Below are 17,462 nucleotides of genomic sequence, written 5' to 3' on the forward strand. Positions count from 1 at the left end.
CCTTTCCATGACGAAATCTACGTTTTGCCGGCCAGAACGCGAGGGCCGTCGGTGCAAAACGTCGATCTCGACGTAGGACCTAGGCCTCGCTGCGAACAGTACGGACGATGTTGACGTACTTGCGGCCACGCTTGGTGCCGAACTCCACGGCGCCCGGGGCGGTCGCGAACAGGGTGTCGTCGCCGCCACGGCCGACGTTGACGCCGGGGTGGAAGTGCGTGCCGCGCTGGCGGACCAGGATCTCGCCGGCCTTGACGACCTGGCCGCCGAACCGCTTGACGCCGAGTCGCTGCGCGTTGGAGTCACGACCGTTGCGTGAGCTGGAAGCGCCCTTCTTGTGTGCCATGTCTGTCGCTCCCGTCTCTACTTGATGCCGGTGACCTTGAGGACCGTCAGCTGCTGACGGTGCCCCTGCCGCTTGTGATAGCCGGTCTTGTTCTTGAACTTGTGGATGCGGATCTTCGGGCCCTTGGTGTGCTCCAGGACCTCACCGGTGACCGCGACCTTCTCCAGCGCCTTCGCGTCGGTGGTGACGTTCGCACCGTCGACGACCAGCGCGACCGGCAACGAGACCGAGGCGCCGGGCTCTACGTCGAGCTTCTCCACCTTGACGATGTCGCCGGCCGCGACCTTGTACTGCTTGCCACCGGTCTTGACGATCGCGTACGTGGCTGATTTGGCTGCCATCGCTGGGTCTTCCTCTGCTTCGCGTGCGGGCGCGCATCACCTGGGTGTGCGTGCGGGTCTGGGTGCGGGATCTTCGTCCCGTCTCCGGCCCGCCGTAGGCAGGCCCTGGAGACAACTGGTCAAGGGTACGTGACCAGCGGGTAGAGAATCAAACCGCTCAGTCTCGGATCGGCGGACCCGCCGGACGCGCCGCGGCGCGCCTGCGGTGCCTGCCCACCGGAGCGGCGGCTACGGGCTCCTCCTCATCGTCCTCATCGGAGTCCTCATCCTCGTCGTCGTCGTCGTCGAAGTCGGAGTCGTCATCCTCGTCGTCGTCCTCGTCGTCGGAGTCCTCGTCCTCGTCGAGTTCATCGATGTCGTCGTCCTCGTCCTCGTCGTCATCGTCGAGGTCGATCTCGTCCACATCGGAGTCCTCGTCGGAGTCCTCGTCCTCGGAGTCCTCGTCCTCGGAGTCGTCGTCCTCGGAGTCGTCGCCGAACTCGTCGTCGGTGTCGGCCACCGTCGGTGTCGCATCGGCGTCGATCTCGGCGACCTCCTCCGGCGCCAGCGAGACGTCGTCGCGTTCCTCGCCGTCCTGGCCGTCCTCGCCGTCCTCGTCCTTGCCGTTGGCTGCAGCCATCGCCTTGAACATCGGATGCTCTCCCGGCAGATGGGCCGGGACCTTCGTGACCTGGACCTCGGGCTCGGGCTTCGCGCCGCGCTTGCCGCGCCGGCTGCGACGGCCACTGCCACCGCCCCCGCCGCCGTTGCCGCCGCCCCCGGAGTCGGCCTTGCGACCGTTGGAGCCCGACGACGAATCGACCGGATCACCGTGCAGCATGATGCCCCGCCCGGAGCAGTGCGTGCAGGTCGTCGAGAAGGCCTCGATCAGGCCGGTGCCCAGACGCTTCCTGGTCAACTGGACCAGGCCCAGCGACGTCACCTCCGACACCTGGTGGCGGGTGCGGTCCCGGGCGAGGGCCTCGGTCAGCCTGCGCAGCACCAGGTCGCGATTCGACTCCAGCACCATGTCGATGAAGTCGATGACGACGATGCCGCCGATGTCACGCAACCGGAGCTGCCGCACGGTCTCCTCGGCGGCCTCCAGGTTGTTCCGGGTGACCGTCTGTTCGAGGTTGCCCCCCGAACCGGTGAACTTGCCGGTGTTGACGTCGACGACCGTCATGGCCTCGGTGCGGTCGATCACCAGCGTTCCGCCCGACGGCAGGTACACCTTGCGGTCCATCGCCTTGGCCAGCTGTTCGTCGATGCGGTGTACGGCGAAGACGTCGGGGGCCGTGCCGGCTTCGGGAGATCCGGCAGGTTCGTACCGGGTGATCCGGGGCAGCAGCTCCGGGGCCACAGCGGTCACGTAGTCGTCGATCGTCTTCCAGGCCTGGTCACCGGAGACGATCAGGTTCGAGAAGTCCTCGTTGAACAGGTCGCGGATGACCTTGACGAGAACATCGGGTTCCTCGTAGAGCGCGACCGCTGCCCCGGCCTTCTTCGCCGTGACCTCGGCGGCCTTGGCCTCGATGTCGGTCCACCTCTTCTGCAGGCGTTCGACGTCGGTACGGATGTCGTCTTCTTTGACGCCCTCGGACGCCGTGCGGATGATGACGCCGGCGTTGGACGGGACGACCTCGCGCAGGATCTCCTTCAACCGTTGCCGCTCGGTGTCGGGCAGCTTGCGGCTGATGCCGGTCGACGATGCACCCGGCACGTAGACGAGGTACCGCCCGGCCAGGGACACCTGGGTCGTCAACCGGGCGCCCTTGTGACCGACGGGGTCCTTGCTGACCTGGACGACGACGTAGTCGCCCGGCTTGAGCGCCTGTTCGATCTTGCGCTGGGCGCCGCCGAGACCGGCCGCCTCCCAGTTCACCTCACCGGCGTAGAGCACGCCGTTGCGGCCGCGGCCGATGTCGACGAACGCCGCCTCCATCGACGGCAGCACGTTCTGCACGATGCCGAGGTAGATGTTGCCGACCAGTGACACCTGGGCTGCCGACGTCACGAAATGCTCGACCACCACGCCGTCTTCGAGGACCGCGATCTGGGTGTACCGCGCGCCTTCGTGCGGGGGCTCGGTGCGGACCTTGTCCCGGACGACCATCGTGCGTTCGACGGCTTCGCGCCGGGCCAGGAACTCGGCCTCCGACAGGATCGGCGGTCGGCGTCGTCCCGCGTCGCGCCCGTCCCTGCGGCGCTGACGTTTGGCCTCCAGGCGGGTCGAACCGCTGATCCCCTGGATCTCGTCGCTCTTGTCGCCCTTGTCGGCCCGTCCGGATTTCCGCGGCTCACGCTCGTGGACGACGGTGTTCGGGGGGTCGTCGGGTGATCCGCCGGAACCGTTGTCGTCGTCGGATCCGGACTTGCGCCGGCGGCGGCGGCGCCGTCTACGGGTGCCGGCGTCACCGCCCGCGCCGTCGTCATCGCCGTTGTCGTCCTCGCCGTTGTCGTCCTCGGAGTCGTCCGACCGGGCCTTCTCCGTTTCGGCGTCACCGTCTGAATCGCCGTCGGCGTCGGAGGGCTCGTCGCCGTTCTGTTCGCCGCGTCCGCGCCCACGACCGCGCCGGCCGCGCCGGCGCCGCTTGGCCGCGGGCCGACCCGACTGGTCGTCATCGGAGTCGGAATCCGAGTCGTCGGAATCGTCGGAGTCGGACGCGTCCTCATCGTCGTCATCGCTGTCCTCGTAACGGTCCTCGAACCGGACCGGTTGGGGCGCGACGAACAGCGGCAGGTAGTCGGCAGGCTCGGCGGTCGACGGTGCGGACGGCGTCTCCAGGATCAGCCGGGACTCCGGCTCCTCCTCGGCAGGTGCCTCCGGGGCCGGCGCCTCAGGCCCGGGCTGGGGCTGGGCTTGGGCTTCGGACTGGGCCTGGGCTTCGGGCTGGGGCTCGGCCTGGGCTTCGACGGCGTCGGTGGCGACCTCGGTCACCTGCTCCGGGGTGGTCTCCGGTTCCGGAGCGGCCAACACCTCGCGCACCCGGTCGGCCTCGTCGGGACCCACCGTCGAATGCGCGCTGCGGGCCCGGCCGTCGAGCTCGGCCAGTGCGTCGATGATGCGACGGCTCGTGGTGCCCAGCACCCGCGCCAGCGAATGAACCCGGAGCTTCTCGGACGCCGGAGCGCTCTTCGCCTGCGAGGGCGTCTCAGCTAAGCGCTGGGGCTCTTCCCCAAGTTCGTGGTTCGAATCCTGCAAGTTCTCATTGTCAGCCACGTATTCTCCTCAAGCCCCCGGGCGCGTCACTTTGCTGACGCGGCCACGCGAGGGCTTCCGATTCTGTATCCGGGCTACCTACTCCCGGACTTGTAATGGTCTCGCGCCGAGTGATCCCTGAGGAACGTTCTCGGCGCCTGTCTGAATGATGGCCGGACGGGTCTGCGCCGCACCGGGGTAGCGGTGGTCGCGCTCGTCGAAGTCTTCATTCGGATGGCCGACCCGGGTTGTAAGGCCGGTCACCCTCGACCATTATCCCACACCGCGAGGAGTGAACCGCGAAGGCTGGGTCAGCTCGGATCCAGCGGGCTCACAGACCGGGGAACCAGAGCGCGATCTCCCGCGCCGCCGAGTCCGGCGAATCGGACCCGTGCACCAGGTTGAACTGGGTTTCCAGACCCAGGTCGCCACGGATGGTGCCGGGGATCGCCTTCTCCACGGGATCGGTTCCACCGGCGAGTTGCCGGAACGCCGCGATGGCCCGGGGGCCTTCCAGCACGGCTGCCACGACGGGACCGGAGGTGATGAACTCCAGCAGCGAGGCGAAGAACGGCTTGCCCTCGTGTTCGGCGTAGTGCGCGCGGGCGGTGTCATCGCCGACGTTCTTCAGCTCCAGCGCGACGATCGCCAGGCCCTTGGCCTCGATTCGGCTGATGATCTCTCCGATGAGGCGGCGCTGCACACCGTCGGGCTTGATCAGGACCAGAGTTCGCTCAGTCACGCCAGACAGACTAGTGGTCCCCGCCGGACTGCCCCGGAAGCAGGCCCCGCTTCTGCCGGCGCAGCACCTCCGCCCGCAGGTAGGCGATCAGCAGCCACACCACGAAGAAGAGCAGTCCGATGAAGCCCACGCCCGGATAGAGGAACCACCCCGCCACCAGAAGCAGCTGAACGCCGACGTTCGCCCAGATCGCCCACCCCCTGCCTTGGACGCCGGCCATCACCACCAGCAGCACGGCGAAGCCGATGACATAGGCCGTCGAGAACGGGGTCAGGCCCGGCCCCACGGCGCCCACCACGGGCAGCGCGAGGAGCACCACGATCGCTTCCAGGATCAGGGTTCCGGCCATCACCCCGCGGAAGCTCTTCCACGGATCCGGCGGCGGTGTGCTCATGCGGGGTCCTTTCCGAAGAGGGTGCGCGCAGCACCGGCGGTGACCACCGATCCGGTGATCACGATCCCCGCGCCGCTCATCCCCGCGGCGTCCCCGTCGCTTCCGGAATCCTCGACCACGGCGGTGGCCGTCTCGATCGCGTCCGGCAGGGTCGCCGCGGTGATGACACGTTCGGGACCGAAGATCTCCTCGGCCTTGACGGCCAGCGCCGCGGCCTCCAGGGCACGCGGTGACCCGTTGTGGGTGACGACGATCTGGTCGAGCGCGGGTTCGAGCGCGGCCAGGATGCCGTCGACGTCCTTGTCCCCCATCACCGACACCACGCCGACGAGATACCGGAAGTCGAATTCGTCGCGGAGTGCCTCCGACAACGCTGCCGCGCCTGCCGGATTGTGCGCCGCGTCGATGAAAACCGTTGGGGCGTTGCGCATCCGCTCCAGTCGTCCCGGCGAGGTGACCGCTGCGAAACCGGCGCGGACGGTGTCGACGTCGAGCTGGCGGTCGGCGCCGGCGCCGAAGAACGCCTCGACCGCGGCGAGGGCGACCACGGCGTTGTGCGCCTGGTGTTCTCCGTGCAGCGGCAGAAAGATGTCGGTGTACACGCCGCCGAGGCCCTGAAGCTCGAGCAGCTGCCCGCCGATCGCCACCTGGCGACCCAGGATCGCGAACTCCGAATCCTCGCGCGCCACAGCGGCATCGGCGCGTACCGCCTCGGCGAGCAGTACCTCCATCGCTTCGGGCACCTGACGGGCCAGCACCGCGACGGTGTCGGTGGGAACCAGATCGTCGGCCTGTCGGGTGATGATTCCGGCTTTCTCGCCGGCGATCTCGGCGATCGTGCCGCCGAGATAGTCGACGTGATCCACCCCGATCGGTGTGATGACGGCAACCGGGGCGTTGACGACGTTGGTGGCGTCCCACCGTCCGCCCAGCCCGACCTCGACGACGGCCACGTCGACGGGCGCGTCGGCGAACGCGGCGAACGCCATCGCGGTGACGACCTCGAACTTGCTCATCTTGGGCCCGCCCGCGCTTTCGGACTGCTGGTCGACGAGCTCGACGAACGGCTCGATCTCGCGATAGGTGTCCACATAGGCCGCCGGGCTGATCGGCACGCCGTCGATGGAGATGCGTTCGACCGCCGACTGCAGGTGTGGACTCGTGGTGCGTCCGGTGCGCCGGCTGAATGCCGTCAACAGCGCATCGACCATCCTGGCGACCGACGTCTTGCCGTTGGTCCCGCCGATGTGGATCGACGGATACCCCTGCTGCGTTGATCCGAGCATCTCCAGCAGCGCCGATATCCGGCCGGTGCCGGGCTCGATCTTGGTCTCGGGCCACCTCTGGTCGAGCAGGTGCTCGACCTGCAGCAGGGCGGCGATCTCGTCGGGTGTGGGCTCGGCTGCGGACATGGCTATTCGCCGGCCGGGAGCGCCGAGAGACGTGCCGTGATCCGGTCCACCTCTTCGCCCGCCACCTGTCGGCGTGCCCGGATCTTGTCGACCACGTCGGCGGGAGCCTTGGCCAGGAACGCGTCGTTGCCGAGCTTGGCCGAGGTCCCGGCCAGCTCCTTCTGGGCGGCGGCCAGATCCTTCTCCAGCCTGCGGCGTTCCGCGTCCACGTCCACGGTGCCCGAGGTGTCGACCTCGACGACGACGGTCGACGCGGACAGCCGCACCTCCACCGACGCCGACGGGGTGAAGCCCTCTGCCGGCGGGGTCAACCACGCCAGCGCGGTGACCGCGGGCACGTGCGCGTCCAGACCCGCGGCCGAGACCTCCGACAGCCGGGCCGGAACCTTCTGCCGGTCGGCCAGACCCTGATCGCTGCGGAACCGCCGCACCTCGGTGATCAGCTTCTGCATATCGGTGATCCGTTGCGCCGCAGCATGATCGGGCGCGAAGCCGGTGGCGGTCGGCCAGTCCGCGATCACCAGGGACTCTCCCCCGGTCAGGGTCTTCCACAGCACCTCGGTGACGAACGGCATCACCGGGTGCAGCAGTTTGAGCAACACGTCCAGGACGGTGGCCAGCACCGCCGTGGTGCGAGCGGTCTGCGGGTCTTCCTGTCCGAGTTGGACTTTCGCCAACTCCAGATACCAGTCACAGAACTCGTCCCACGCGAAGTGGTAGAGCGCCTCGCAGGCCCGGTTGAACTCGTAGTTGTCCAACGCGGCGTCGACGTCTGCGCGGACCTCTTCGAGCCTGCCGAGGATCCACCGGTCGGCGTCGGTGAGTTCGGCGGTCGGCGGCAACGGTGCGGGGCTGGCCCCGTTCAGGAGTGCGAAGCGGGTGGCGTTGAACAGCTTGGTCGCGAAGTTGCGCGACGCGCGGGCGTGGTCCTCACCGATCGCGAGATCGCCGCCGGGGCTGGCGCCGCGGGCGAGGGTGAACCGCAGCGCATCGGCGCCGAACGTCTCCACCCAGTCCAGCGGATCGATGCCGTTGCCCCGCGACTTGCTCATCTTGCGGCCGAATTCGTCGCGGATCAGCCCGTGCAGGAACACGTTTTTGAAAGGAACCTGCGGACTGGACTTTTTCGCGGCACCGTCGCCGGTGATGGCCGGGTCGCCGCCGACGAACGTGCCGAACATCATCATCCGCGCCACCCAGAAGAACAGGATGTCGTAGCCGGTGACCAGCACGGTGGTCGGGTAGAACTTCGCGAGTTCCGGCGTGTGGTCAGGCCAGCCCATCGTCGAGAACGGCCACAGCGCCGAGCTGAACCACGTGTCGAGCACGTCGGGGTCCTGCTCCCAGCCCTCCGGCGGGGTCTCGTCGGGCCCGACGCACACCGTCTCACCGTTCGGACCGTGCCAGATCGGAATCCGGTGACCCCACCACAGCTGCCGCGAGATGCACCAGTCGTGCATGTTGTCCACCCACGCGAACCACCGGGGCTCCAGGCTGGCTGGATGAATCACGGTGTCGCCGTTGCGAACCGCGTCACCGGCGGCCTTGGCCAGCGTTTCCACCCGGACCCACCACTGCAGGCTCAGACGCGGCTCGATCGGCTCCCCGCTGCGCTCGGAGTGACCGACGCTGTGCAGGTACGGACGCTTCTCCGCGACGATGCGTCCCTGTTCGGCCAGTGCCTCGCGCACCGCGACGCGCGCCTCGAAGCGGTCCATGCCGTCGAACTGCGTCCCGGTGCCGGCGACGCGGCCCCTGGTGTCGAGCATCGTGGGCATCGGCAGCTGGTGCCGCAGGCCGATCTCGAAGTCATTCGGGTCGTGGGCGGGGGTGACTTTGACTGCGCCCGTGCCGAATTCAGGGTCGACGTGAGAGTCGGCGACCACGATCAGTTCGGTGTCGAGGAACGGGTGCGGCAACGTCGTGCCGACGAGTTCGCGGTAACGGTCGTCCTCGGGGTGCACCGCGATCGCGGTGTCGGCGAGCATGGTCTCCAGCCGGGTGGTCGCGACGACGATGTGCGGTTCGGAGTCGTCCATCGAGCCGTACCGGAACGACACCAGCTCGCCCTCGACGTCCTCGTACTTGACCTCGAGATCGGAGATCGCCGTCTCCAGTACCGGCGACCAGTTCACCAGCCGCTCGGCCTGGTAGATCAGCCCGGCGTCGAAGAGCCGTTTGAAGATCGTGCGCACCGCGCGCGACAGCGTGTCGTCCATTGTGAAGCGGTCCCGGCTCCAGTCGACGCCGTCACCGATGCGGCGCATCTGCGCGCCGATGGTGCCGCCGGACTCGCGCTTCCAGTCCCAGACCTTGTCGATGAACAGCTCGCGGCCGAAGTCCTCCTTGGTCTTCCCGTCGGCGGCCAGCTGCTTTTCCACGACGCTCTGGGTGGCGATGCCCGCGTGGTCCATGCCGGGTAGCCACAGCACCTCGTAGCCCTGCATGCGCTTGCGCCGGGTGAGCGCATCCATCAGCGTGTGGTCCAGGGCGTGCCCCATGTGCAGGCTGCCCGTCACGTTGGGCGGCGGCAGCACGATCGAGTACGCCGGTTTGTCGCTGGAGGGGTCGGCGGTGAAGTAGCCGGCCTCGACCCAGCCGTCGTACAGATCGCTCTCCACCGTCCCCGGGTCCCAGGACTTGGGCAGGGCATCGAGCTCCGAGACGCTGCGCGCGTCACCGTTGGCATGGGGCTGGGAAGTCACCGCGCCATTCTAGGAAGTGTCCGCGAGGTGCCGCGTCGCGCCCGACGGGCCGCCCTACTTCCTGCCGCCCAGCAATCCACCCAGGATGTTTCCGAGGGGCCCGCCCTTGTCGCCGCCGAGCACACTGCCCAGGATGCCGCCGAGCGGGTTGTCGCCCCCGCCGGCGCCTTGCCCACCGCCCAGGATCCCGCCGAGGATGTCGGTGAGCCCGCCGCCGGACCCGCCGGGTGTGCTCTGTCCGCCGGAGAGTTTCCTGCCGAGGTAGGCCAGCACTATCGGGGCGAGGATCGGCAGCAATTTGTTGATCAGGTCGCTGTTGCCGGCGCCGCCGCCGGACAGAGCGGCCGCGACCTGACCGGTGTCGTTTCCGCCGAAGATCTTGGCGACGGCCTTCGACCCGTCGGCCTCGTCGACCTGCTCGACGTCGACGCCGCCGTCCAGAAGCCCTGCGTGGTTGTTGGCGGCCGAGGCGATGGCGGATGCGGTCCCCGGGTCCGCGGCGTTGTGCTGCAGCCCACCGACGAGCACCGGCAACAGGGTTTTGACCGCATCACCGACCTCGCGCTCGTCGGCACCCAGCCGCTGCGCGATCTGCTGGGTGGGTATCTCGGAGTACAGATCGTCGAGGTCGGTCATGGTCCGACGGTAGTCCCGCGCACCGGCTGTGGGACGGATTCGGTCAGTTCAGCCGTGACACGTCCAGCGACACGTCCGCGCCCGGGAACCTGGCGAGCAGGGCGTCGCCCATCGCGGCGGCCGGGGTCAGGATTCCGCGCAGGTCCGACAGCTTGTCGCGGTCCAACGCCAGCGCCAGGCCGCTCTCGCCGAGCAGCACCGCGGTCGCCTTGTACCCGGGGTCGCCGTTCTGGGACATCCGGGCGACGTAGCGGGCACCCGTCGAGGTCGTGGTGTAGGTCTCGACCGTGTAGTGCCCGCGCTCGCGGGTCTGTTCGTTCGGGCCGGTGCCGGGTTTGGGCAGGACGCGTTCGAGTGCGGCACGCGGCACGCGGTTGAGGAAGCGGCTGCCCAGTTGCATCGTCGCGGCGTTGCCGGCCGTCGCCACGGCCGCGAGCACGGGTGCCCCGATGGAGCGGCCGGTGCTCATCAGCTCGGCGTACTCGAAGCGCCTGCCGTACGCGTAGTCGAGCAGCGCGTTGCTGCGCCGCACGACGCGGGTGTTCGGCAGCGCCATCGCGAATGCGCCGACCCAGTAGCCGTCGAGTTCGGGGGCGATCTCGCGGCCGCGCCGCCACCGCGCGTCGGGTTGCGGCCCGAGTTCGGGCTCGGCCCCGCGGTCGGGGGTCAGGGTGTACGGGTCGTTGAGCAGTCGCCGCGCCTCCGGATCGAGCGACGCCTCCCGGGCGAGCTCGGTCATCGACGCGATGGTGCCCCCGGACACGCCGCCGGCGAAGGAGCGCGCCACGAAGTTCGTGTCCCCGAGCTGACCGGTGCCGTCACGCTCGGCCTGGCGGTACAGCGCGAACACCGTCATATCCGACGGGATGGAGTCGAATCCGCAGGCGTGCACGATGCGCGCACCGGTGTCGACGGCCTGCTTGTGGTGCAGATCGATGGCCCGGCGGACGAACAAGGTCTCGCCGGTCAGATCGGCGTAGTCGGTGCCGGCCGCCGCGCACGCGGCCACCAGCGGCAGTCCGTAACGCAGGTAGGGCCCCACGGTGGTCACGACGACGCGCGTGCTCGCGGCCATCGCGTTGATCGTGGAGGGCTGCGACGCGTCGGCGACGATCAGCGGCCAGTCCTTCGCCTGCTCGCCCAGCGAGTCGCGGACCGCGAGCAGGCGATCGGTGGAACGGCCGGCCAGCGCGATACGCGCACCGGTGCCCGCCGAGGCCAGGTACTGCGCCGTCAGCTTCCCGACGAATCCCGTGGCGCCGTACAGGACAATGTCGTGCTCGCGATCGTTTTCGCTCATGTCCACCGACGCTACCCGAGCAATTCGGGCACGTCGGCGTCCTGTCCGAGCACATGGAGGTTCAGGAACCCGAGCACCACCTGGTACCAGAGCTTCGCGTGCTGCGGGCTCAGGATCCAGTGGTTCTCGGACGGGAAGTACAGGAAGCGGTGCTGCGTGGTGCCCGCCTCGGGACCGGAGTCGGCGGCCGGCAGTCCCGAGCGGCTCAGCAGGTCGTACCAGAGGCGCAGCGCCTCACCGATCGGCACCCGGTAGTCCTTGTCGCCGTGGATGACGAGCATCGGGGTGCGGATGTCGGAGACGAAGAGGTGCGGGGAGTTCGCGCTCGCCATCTTCGGGGTCATCTCCCGGGACCACCAGTAGCTGCCGTCGGTGGTGGCACCGAACTGGTCGAGCGCCCACAGGCCGGCGTGGGTGACGATCGCTGCGAAGCGGTCGGTGTGGCCGGCGATCCAGTTGGCCATGTACCCGCCGAAGGATCCACCCATGACCGCGGTGCGGGTCTCGTCGATCCGGGGGTGGGCGCATGCGGCGTCCGTGGCGGCCATCAGATCGGTGTAGGGCGCGAAACCCCAGGCACCCCAGCCCCGTTCGATGAACTCCTGGCCGTAGCCCGTGGACAGTGCCGGGTCGGGCAGCAGCACGGCGTACCCCCCGGCCGCCATCAGCCACGGGTTCCACCGCCAGTGCCACGCGTTCCAGCTCGCCAGCGGGCCGCCGTGGATCCACAGCAGCAGCGGCGCCGGGTGGTCACCCTCCGGCAGGACGAGCCACGAGCGGACCCGCTGCCCGTCCGCCGCGGTGGCCTCGATCTCGGTCAGGGTGCCCGGAAGCGACGGCAGCGGTACGCAATCCAGGACGGTGATCGTGCCGTCGGGATCAATGCGGACCGGATGTTGTGGGGCGGCGTAAGAACTGCGCAGCGCGAAGATCACGCCTCCGGGCGCGGCGCGCACGTCGGTGTAGGTGTAGTCGTCGGAGACGAGGGTCCGGACCGCCCCGGTCTGCGGATCCACCGCGAAGATCGGTCCGCGGCCGTCGTCGTCGGCGGTCACGAGCAGTGTCGAACCGTCCGCCGACCACGTCACCGATGTCGGCCACCGATCCCAGTGTGCGGTCAGCTCCCGAGGCTCTTCACCGAAATGCAGCAGCGCCAGCGTGATTCGCGGGGCGTGGTGAGGCGTGGAGAGGGTTTCGCGCAGGTAGGCCACCGACGTCCCGTCCGGCGCGATCGCCGGGAATCCGGCGTCGGACTCAGGGTCGTCGACGATCACGGCGCGGTCCCCGGTGTTCACGTCGATGCGCACCAGTGTGCTGCGCAACGCCGCGCCCGGCGCCGGCACATTCCAGGAGGCCACCAGGAAGCCGCCGTCCGGACTGACATCGAAGTGACTGTCGCGCAGCGCATCTCCCGGATCGGGAGTCACGTCACGCTTCGTATCGGCGTCGAACAGGTGTGTGCGCGCCGGGCCGATGTCGTGGTCCCAGGCCCGCACGGGATAGCCGGTGTGCAACAGAGCCGACACCTTGTTGTCCTTGCGCGCTGTGCGCAGCCTCTCGTCGGCGTCGATGTCGACGGCCGACGGCAGCATCGACGAGACCACCACCGTGGCGCCACCGGCGGAGGCGACGCCGTCGACACCGCCGGGCATCTGACACACCTCGTAGGCCTCACCGCCTGCGACGGGCAGACACCACAACGACTTGGGCGGCTTGTCGTCGTCGGCGGTCGGGCGTGCGGCGAGGAAGAGCAGATCGCCGTCGGCGGTGAACTCCGGCGCCGACTCCCCCGTGACGCCGCGGGTGATGCGGCGGGCAGGTTCGCGACCGACCGGGTCGAGTTCCCACAGCGCGCTGACGAACTCGGTGCGCGTGTCGTTGAGCGTGGCGACGGTCGTCACCACCCGGGCGCCGTCGCGCGAGACGGCCAGACCGGAAACCCTCGGCAGGGACAGGAACTCGTCGAGATCGTGAAAGGGCGTAGGAGATACCGGATTCGGATCCGGGGCTGCGGTCATGCCCTTCTTGGTAGCACAGCACCGCGGACGACTTCACACGGAATTAACCGGCCTTGACAGGCGGGACACATTCCCGACGTTAGCGTCAACCCTCGTACACCATCAGTACCTCAAGAACACTGTGAATAAACCCCGCGTACTTCGCGAGAACCACACCCGGACAGGCGGAGGTCCCCCTTGACACCTGAAGTGGAGGACGCCCTCTCGACGATGGCGTCCGTCAACAACGAGTTCTTCTACTGGATGTCCATCGCACTGATGATGCTCATCCACGCCGGCTTCCTCGCGTATGAGATCGGTGCGTCCCGATCGAAGAACGTTCTGGCCACGGCAACGAAGAATCTGCTCGCGTTCGCCACGATCGTCGCGTCGTTCTTCTTCGTCGGCTGGTTCCTCTACAACTCCATGCCGAGCGGGTTCATCGAGTTCAACGACGCGGCCAAGGCGGCGCTGCCGTGGAGCGACAACATGGGCCCCAACACCGACGATCCGGCCAGCGGTATCTTCTGGGGCGCCTTCGCACTGTTCGCGGCCACCACCGGTTCGATCATGTCGGGCGCTGTGCTGGAACGGATCCGAACCAGCGGCTTCCTGGTCCTGACCGTGTTCGTCGGCTCGGTGGTGTGGATCATCGGTGCGTCCTGGGGGTGGCACGGCGCCGGCTGGATGCTGACCGAGCTGGGTTTCCACGATGTCGGTGCGGCCGGATGCGTGCACATGATCGCCGGCTTCGCAGCGTTGGGCATCCTGATCAACCTGGGGCCGCGGATCGGCAGGTTCCTGCCCGACGGCACCGCGGTAACCATCCGACCGCACAACCTGCCGTTGACGATGGTCGGACTGTTCCTGATCTTCACGGGGTTCTTCGGCTTCCTGATGGGCTGTGTCATCTACGGCCCAGGCGGCTATGCCACGATCTACGGCAGTCCGACGACGTTGAGCGCCTTCGCCTTCAACACGTTGATGGGTCTGGCCGGCGGCATCATCGGCGCCTACCTGACCTCTCGGGGTGAGCCGTTCTGGACGATCTCCGGCGGCCTGGCCGGTGTCATCGCGGTTGCGGCGGGGATGGATCTGTACCACCCAGCACTGACGTTCGTCATCGCGTTGGTGGGCGGCGGCCTGATCCCGTTCATCGGCAAGCTGCTCGACAAGATGAAGATCGACGACGTGGTGGGCGCGGTCGCCGTCCACGGCGGCATGGGGTTCTACTCGCTGATCATGGCGGGCATCTTCCTGGCCGGCTACCCCAACACCGACGGCAACCCGTCGATCTCCTTCTGGGGTCAGCTGATCGGTGCGGTCACCTTCGCGGCACTGGGATTCCTCCCCGCCTACCTGCTGTCGCTGGGCCTGAAGAAGGCTGGCCTGCTGCGGATTCCGCCGGAGGTCGAGGAGCAGGGTCTGGATCTCTCGGAGGTTCCGGCCACGCCTTACCCCGAGGGCATCCCGGTCACCGAGATGCGTGCCAGCAGCGGCACTGCGGTGCTCGTCCTCGGTGAGGAGGTGAAATAAATGTTCAGTCCGATCGACAGCTATGACGTTCCCGGTGTCGTCTTCACGTTCGGCGGGAACTCGTTCGGCACCTGGTTGTTCTTCATCCTCGCAGTGGTGCTCTTCATCGGATTCTTCGTCCGGATGATCCAGCACGAGAACCACGCCTACAAGGCGATCATCGACCACAAGCCGGTCGAGCCCGGCCCGGCCGCCGAAGGAGAGCCGACAGCCTACTGAGTTCGAGAACACGAATCGCCCCGGATCCGTTTGGATCCGGGGCGATTTCGCGTCTCTGGTCTCAGCCCGCGTTGCGCAGCCAGGCCACCGCACGATCGCGGTAGGCGATGATGCCCTTGTAGTCGGCGATGTCGTCGGGCAGCTCGGCAAGCACCGCCGCGGCACGCTGCCGCCACGGTTCGAACGCGGCCAGGTCGGCCAGCGGCAGCATGTAGGACCGGATCAGGAAGCAGATCGAGCCGGACTCGGGCAGCCGGATGAGGTGCTGGACCTCGACCCGCAGGTGCACCCGGCGCCCGAACTCGTCGTCCGGGACGGTCTGGATCAGGGTGCGGTCGGGGCCCCACTCGCAATAGCGCTCGGTCGACACGTCGAGGCGCCGGTCGATGGTCAGCGTCCAGTTGGTGCGCCGGTAGGTCTCGCCGGGTTGGAGGCGCATCAGGAACTCACGGGCGCGCGTGATGACGCCCGTCTGGCGGAGCCGCGGCACCGGTCCGTGGATTTCCAGGAACGTCATGCCGACGTCGAAGCCGAACGACCAGTCCGCGGTGAAGGTCACCACGCCGGCGTCGCCGAACAGATCGCCGTCGCGCTGATCGAGCAGGACGATGTCCTCCTGGACCTGGCCGCCGATGTAGGCGAGCGGTTCGGCCGGCAGCGTCGTTTCGTCACCGATCACGAAATCCTGTGTGATACCGAGTCTGTCGTTGCGCCACCGCCAGCCGGCACCGTGCCGCTCGAGCGACATCGTGTCCGGGTAGGCCGACGACATCTCCCGCATCAGGGTCAGCATGGCGTCCCAGCACGCGACCCTCATGTGGGGCAGAACGGCGTAGCGGGTCGGATCGGCGGCCAGAATCTCGGCGCGCTCGGCGAGTTCGGTTTCGTACTCGCTGTCGATGTCGACTACCCGCTCGCCCCACCGTCCGGCCGGGGTGTGCACCGACGAACCCGCGGGCTCGACGTTGGTGGTGTACCGGTAGGTGTCCGCGGCGAACGGGAACGGGAACGTCTCGATCAGGTCAGGTGCCGAGATCACAGTGCCACCTCCAAGGTCTGGCTGCCGTCGGCGCGGGAGACACATGCCATCAGCGAGTCCCCCGCCACTTTGTCGTCTTCGGTGAGATAGAGGTCGCGATGGGTGATCACGCTGCCGGACACCGGGATCCGGCATTCCCCGCACACCCCGCGTCGGCACAGGTTCGGGATGTCGAAGCCGCGGCGTTCCAGCGCCTCCAGCAGGGACACCCCGGGTTCGACGGGGAATTCCTCACCGGTCGAGCGCACGCGAACGGAGAACGGCTCACCGGGATCGAGCGCCTCGGAGCCGAAGTGCTCGATGTGGATTCGGCTCGCGGGCCAGCCCAGCGCCGCGGCGGTGGCGCTGACGAACTCGATGAACCCGGCGGGACCGCACACGTAGAGGTGGGTGCCCATCGGCTGGTCGGCCAGCGCGACCGACACGTCCGTGGCGAACTGTGCCCGTTCGGTGTGGATCGACGCGTGGTCGGTGAGCTCCCGGATCGTGTCGACATAGGCTGCGCGGCCCGGGCGGTGGATGTAGTAGAGCCGGGTCTCGCGGCCCCACAGCTTCGCGCTGCGCAGATGCGACACCATCGGGGTGATCCCGATTCCGGCCGCCACCAACAGGTGTCGTCGTGCGCGTAGTACGGGCGCGAACGCGCTGCGCGGCGGGCGGGCGATCAGGGTGTCGCCCACCGCGAGCTCGTCGTGGATCCACTGCGAACCGCTGGGGCCGCTTGTGATTTCGTCGGCGCGCCGCAGTACCGAGATCACGTACGCATCCGGCGCGATTCCGTCACCGGTCAGCGAATAGGCGTTGGTCGGCCGGCCCGGCGCCTCGCACTCGACAACGATGTGACTGCCGGGCGTGAACGACGGCAGCGGTGCACCGTCGACGTGGGTCAGCGTCAACGTTCGGACGTTCTCGATCGAATCGTCGACTGCGGCGACGGTCAGTTTCAGCGCGGTCACGACGCCACCTGCTCTTCGGCGTCGATCATGAACCCGAGGTGGGCCCCCTGCCGTCGTGAGACGTGGTAGTAGACAACGAGATTGCGGCCGCATCCGGTGCAGGGCACGACGTCCTCGAGGTCGGCCCGCACCGAGGTGACGGTGCGGCAGTGCACGCACTGCACGTCGCGACCGCCTGTGTCGGTGGAGGCGATGGTCATCTCGTCGTCGGCGATGTTGCATTCCAGCGCTTTGGCCCGCACCCGCAGACAGACGCTCGCGGGCCCGGCCAGCATGAGTCGCCACCCGACGCGCGCCTCGGCCAGATCCGCGACGAGCGCCGCGCACGCCTCGTCCGCGTCGCCTTCGGCGATCCGGTGGATCCTCAGTCCGGATTCGCGCCCGGCCGCATAGATGTCGTCGCTCCACTCGCGGGCCACCTCGTTCCCGGCCGGCCCGAAGGCGATGACCGTCCAATAGCGTCCGGACGTATCGGCGGGCGGTCGGGTCGAAGTCACGGCCCAGCCGGGCACACTGGTGAGCTCGAGAGCAGGACTCATAGGGCAATGACGCCTTTCGGGACACCACAGGTTGACAGGGTTGCCCTTCAGGAAACCAGTCGTGCGTTTCGGCTGTGTGACCACGCTGTCTCGACCACTTGACGCGTGCCTCGATAAGG

Annotated in this window: 15 protein-coding genes; 2 read left to right on the forward strand and 13 right to left on the reverse strand. The window is 68.2% G+C overall.

Annotated elements, in window-relative coordinates; all coding sequences use genetic code 11:
- Window positions 1–79: 79 nt before the first annotated feature.
- The 10 genes from rpmA to DYE23_RS18795 all read right to left on the reverse strand — a co-directional run bounded on the left by rpmA (window position 80) and on the right by DYE23_RS18795 (window position 13,075).
- Window positions 80–346 carry a 50S ribosomal protein L27 gene (gene rpmA / locus DYE23_RS18750; protein ID WP_011893516.1) on the reverse strand — a complete coding sequence of 89 codons (267 nt, stop codon included), beginning with the start codon at window positions 344–346 and terminating at the stop codon, window positions 80–82.
- Between the two features lie 17 nt (window positions 347–363).
- Window positions 364–687 carry a 50S ribosomal protein L21 gene (gene rplU / locus DYE23_RS18755; protein WP_011893515.1) on the reverse strand — a complete coding sequence of 108 codons (324 nt, stop codon included), beginning with the start codon at window positions 685–687 and terminating at the stop codon, window positions 364–366.
- 157 nt (window positions 688–844) lie between these two features.
- Window positions 845–3,889: a ribonuclease E gene (rne, locus tag DYE23_RS18760; protein WP_172527809.1), complete on the reverse strand. Its 3,045-nt coding sequence runs from the start codon at window positions 3,887–3,889 to the stop codon at window positions 845–847.
- Window positions 3,890–4,199: 310 nt separating this feature from the next.
- Window positions 4,200–4,610: a nucleoside-diphosphate kinase gene (gene ndk, locus DYE23_RS18765; RefSeq protein WP_011893513.1), complete on the reverse strand. Its 411-nt coding sequence runs from the start codon at window positions 4,608–4,610 to the stop codon at window positions 4,200–4,202.
- 10 nt (window positions 4,611–4,620) lie between these two features.
- Complete coding sequence (locus tag DYE23_RS18770; protein ID WP_011893512.1) at window positions 4,621–5,004, reverse strand: DUF4233 domain-containing protein; 384 nt, start codon at window positions 5,002–5,004, stop codon at window positions 4,621–4,623.
- Window positions 5,001–6,416, reverse strand: coding sequence for a bifunctional tetrahydrofolate synthase/dihydrofolate synthase (gene folC, locus DYE23_RS18775; protein WP_115327871.1), 1,416 nt, complete (start codon window positions 6,414–6,416; stop codon window positions 5,001–5,003). The genes DYE23_RS18770 and folC overlap by 4 nt, the downstream gene beginning before the upstream one ends.
- Window positions 6,417–6,418: 2 nt before the next feature.
- On the reverse strand, window positions 6,419–9,121 hold the full coding sequence (locus tag DYE23_RS18780) for a valine--tRNA ligase (protein WP_115327872.1): 2,703 nt from the start codon (window positions 9,119–9,121) through the stop codon (window positions 6,419–6,421).
- A 54-nt stretch (window positions 9,122–9,175) separates the two neighbouring features.
- On the reverse strand, window positions 9,176–9,757 hold the full coding sequence (locus DYE23_RS18785) for a DUF937 domain-containing protein (RefSeq protein ID WP_115327873.1): 582 nt from the start codon (window positions 9,755–9,757) through the stop codon (window positions 9,176–9,178).
- A 43-nt stretch (window positions 9,758–9,800) separates the two neighbouring features.
- A complete protein-coding gene (locus DYE23_RS18790) occupies window positions 9,801–11,057 on the reverse strand; it encodes a saccharopine dehydrogenase family protein (RefSeq protein ID WP_115327874.1) in 1,257 nt (418 codons plus the stop codon).
- A gap of 11 nt (window positions 11,058–11,068) precedes the next feature.
- Entirely contained in the window at window positions 11,069–13,075 is a 2,007-nt protein-coding gene (locus tag DYE23_RS18795; protein ID WP_011893507.1) for a S9 family peptidase, read from the reverse strand.
- Window positions 13,076–13,252: 177 nt separating this feature from the next.
- On the opposite strand from DYE23_RS18795, the gene DYE23_RS18800 reads away from it, so the two are divergent.
- Window positions 13,253–14,590: an ammonium transporter gene (locus DYE23_RS18800; RefSeq protein ID WP_115327875.1), complete on the forward strand. Its 1,338-nt coding sequence runs from the start codon at window positions 13,253–13,255 to the stop codon at window positions 14,588–14,590.
- Window positions 14,591–14,809: a hypothetical protein gene (locus tag DYE23_RS18805; RefSeq protein ID WP_011893505.1), complete on the forward strand. Its 219-nt coding sequence runs from the start codon at window positions 14,591–14,593 to the stop codon at window positions 14,807–14,809.
- A gap of 61 nt (window positions 14,810–14,870) precedes the next feature.
- Here the strand turns inward: DYE23_RS18805 and DYE23_RS18810 are convergent, their stop codons facing one another.
- The 3 genes from DYE23_RS18810 to DYE23_RS18820 are packed head-to-tail and all read right to left on the reverse strand — an operon-like array spanning window position 14,871 to window position 17,343.
- Window positions 14,871–15,848 carry a heme-dependent oxidative N-demethylase family protein gene (locus tag DYE23_RS18810; RefSeq protein ID WP_172527810.1) on the reverse strand — a complete coding sequence of 326 codons (978 nt, stop codon included), beginning with the start codon at window positions 15,846–15,848 and terminating at the stop codon, window positions 14,871–14,873.
- Entirely contained in the window at window positions 15,845–16,804 is a 960-nt protein-coding gene (locus tag DYE23_RS18815) for a PDR/VanB family oxidoreductase (protein ID WP_013471346.1), read from the reverse strand. The genes DYE23_RS18810 and DYE23_RS18815 overlap by 4 nt, the downstream gene beginning before the upstream one ends.
- A complete protein-coding gene (locus DYE23_RS18820) occupies window positions 16,801–17,343 on the reverse strand; it encodes a dimethylamine monooxygenase subunit DmmA family protein (protein WP_013471345.1) in 543 nt (180 codons plus the stop codon). The genes DYE23_RS18815 and DYE23_RS18820 overlap by 4 nt, the downstream gene beginning before the upstream one ends.
- Window positions 17,344–17,462: the final 119 nt, after the last annotated feature.

The sequence above is a fragment of the Mycolicibacterium gilvum genome, assembly GCF_900454025.1.
In the GTDB taxonomy this organism is placed as follows: Bacteria; Actinomycetota; Actinomycetes; order Mycobacteriales; family Mycobacteriaceae; genus Mycobacterium; species Mycobacterium gilvum.

What these genes read in the sequence shown, in the direction of transcription:
- rpmA (WP_011893516.1), bottom strand. Translation starts at nt 346, where the DNA reads ATGGCACACAAGAAGGGCGCTTCCAGCTCACGCAACGGTCGTGACTCC.
- rplU (WP_011893515.1), bottom strand. Translation starts at nt 687, where the DNA reads ATGGCAGCCAAATCAGCCACGTACGCGATCGTCAAGACCGGTGGCAAG.
- DYE23_RS18770 (WP_011893512.1), bottom strand. Translation starts at nt 5,004, where the DNA reads ATGAGCACACCGCCGCCGGATCCGTGGAAGAGCTTCCGCGGGGTGATG.
- folC (WP_115327871.1), bottom strand. Translation starts at nt 6,416, where the DNA reads ATGTCCGCAGCCGAGCCCACACCCGACGAGATCGCCGCCCTGCTGCAG.
- DYE23_RS18785 (WP_115327873.1), bottom strand. Translation starts at nt 9,757, where the DNA reads ATGACCGACCTCGACGATCTGTACTCCGAGATACCCACCCAGCAGATC.
- DYE23_RS18790 (WP_115327874.1), bottom strand. Translation starts at nt 11,057, where the DNA reads ATGAGCGAAAACGATCGCGAGCACGACATTGTCCTGTACGGCGCCACG.
- DYE23_RS18795 (WP_011893507.1), bottom strand. Translation starts at nt 13,075, where the DNA reads ATGACCGCAGCCCCGGATCCGAATCCGGTATCTCCTACGCCCTTTCAC.
- DYE23_RS18805 (WP_011893505.1), top strand. Translation starts at nt 14,591, where the DNA reads ATGTTCAGTCCGATCGACAGCTATGACGTTCCCGGTGTCGTCTTCACG.
- DYE23_RS18820 (WP_013471345.1), bottom strand. Translation starts at nt 17,343, where the DNA reads ATGAGTCCTGCTCTCGAGCTCACCAGTGTGCCCGGCTGGGCCGTGACT.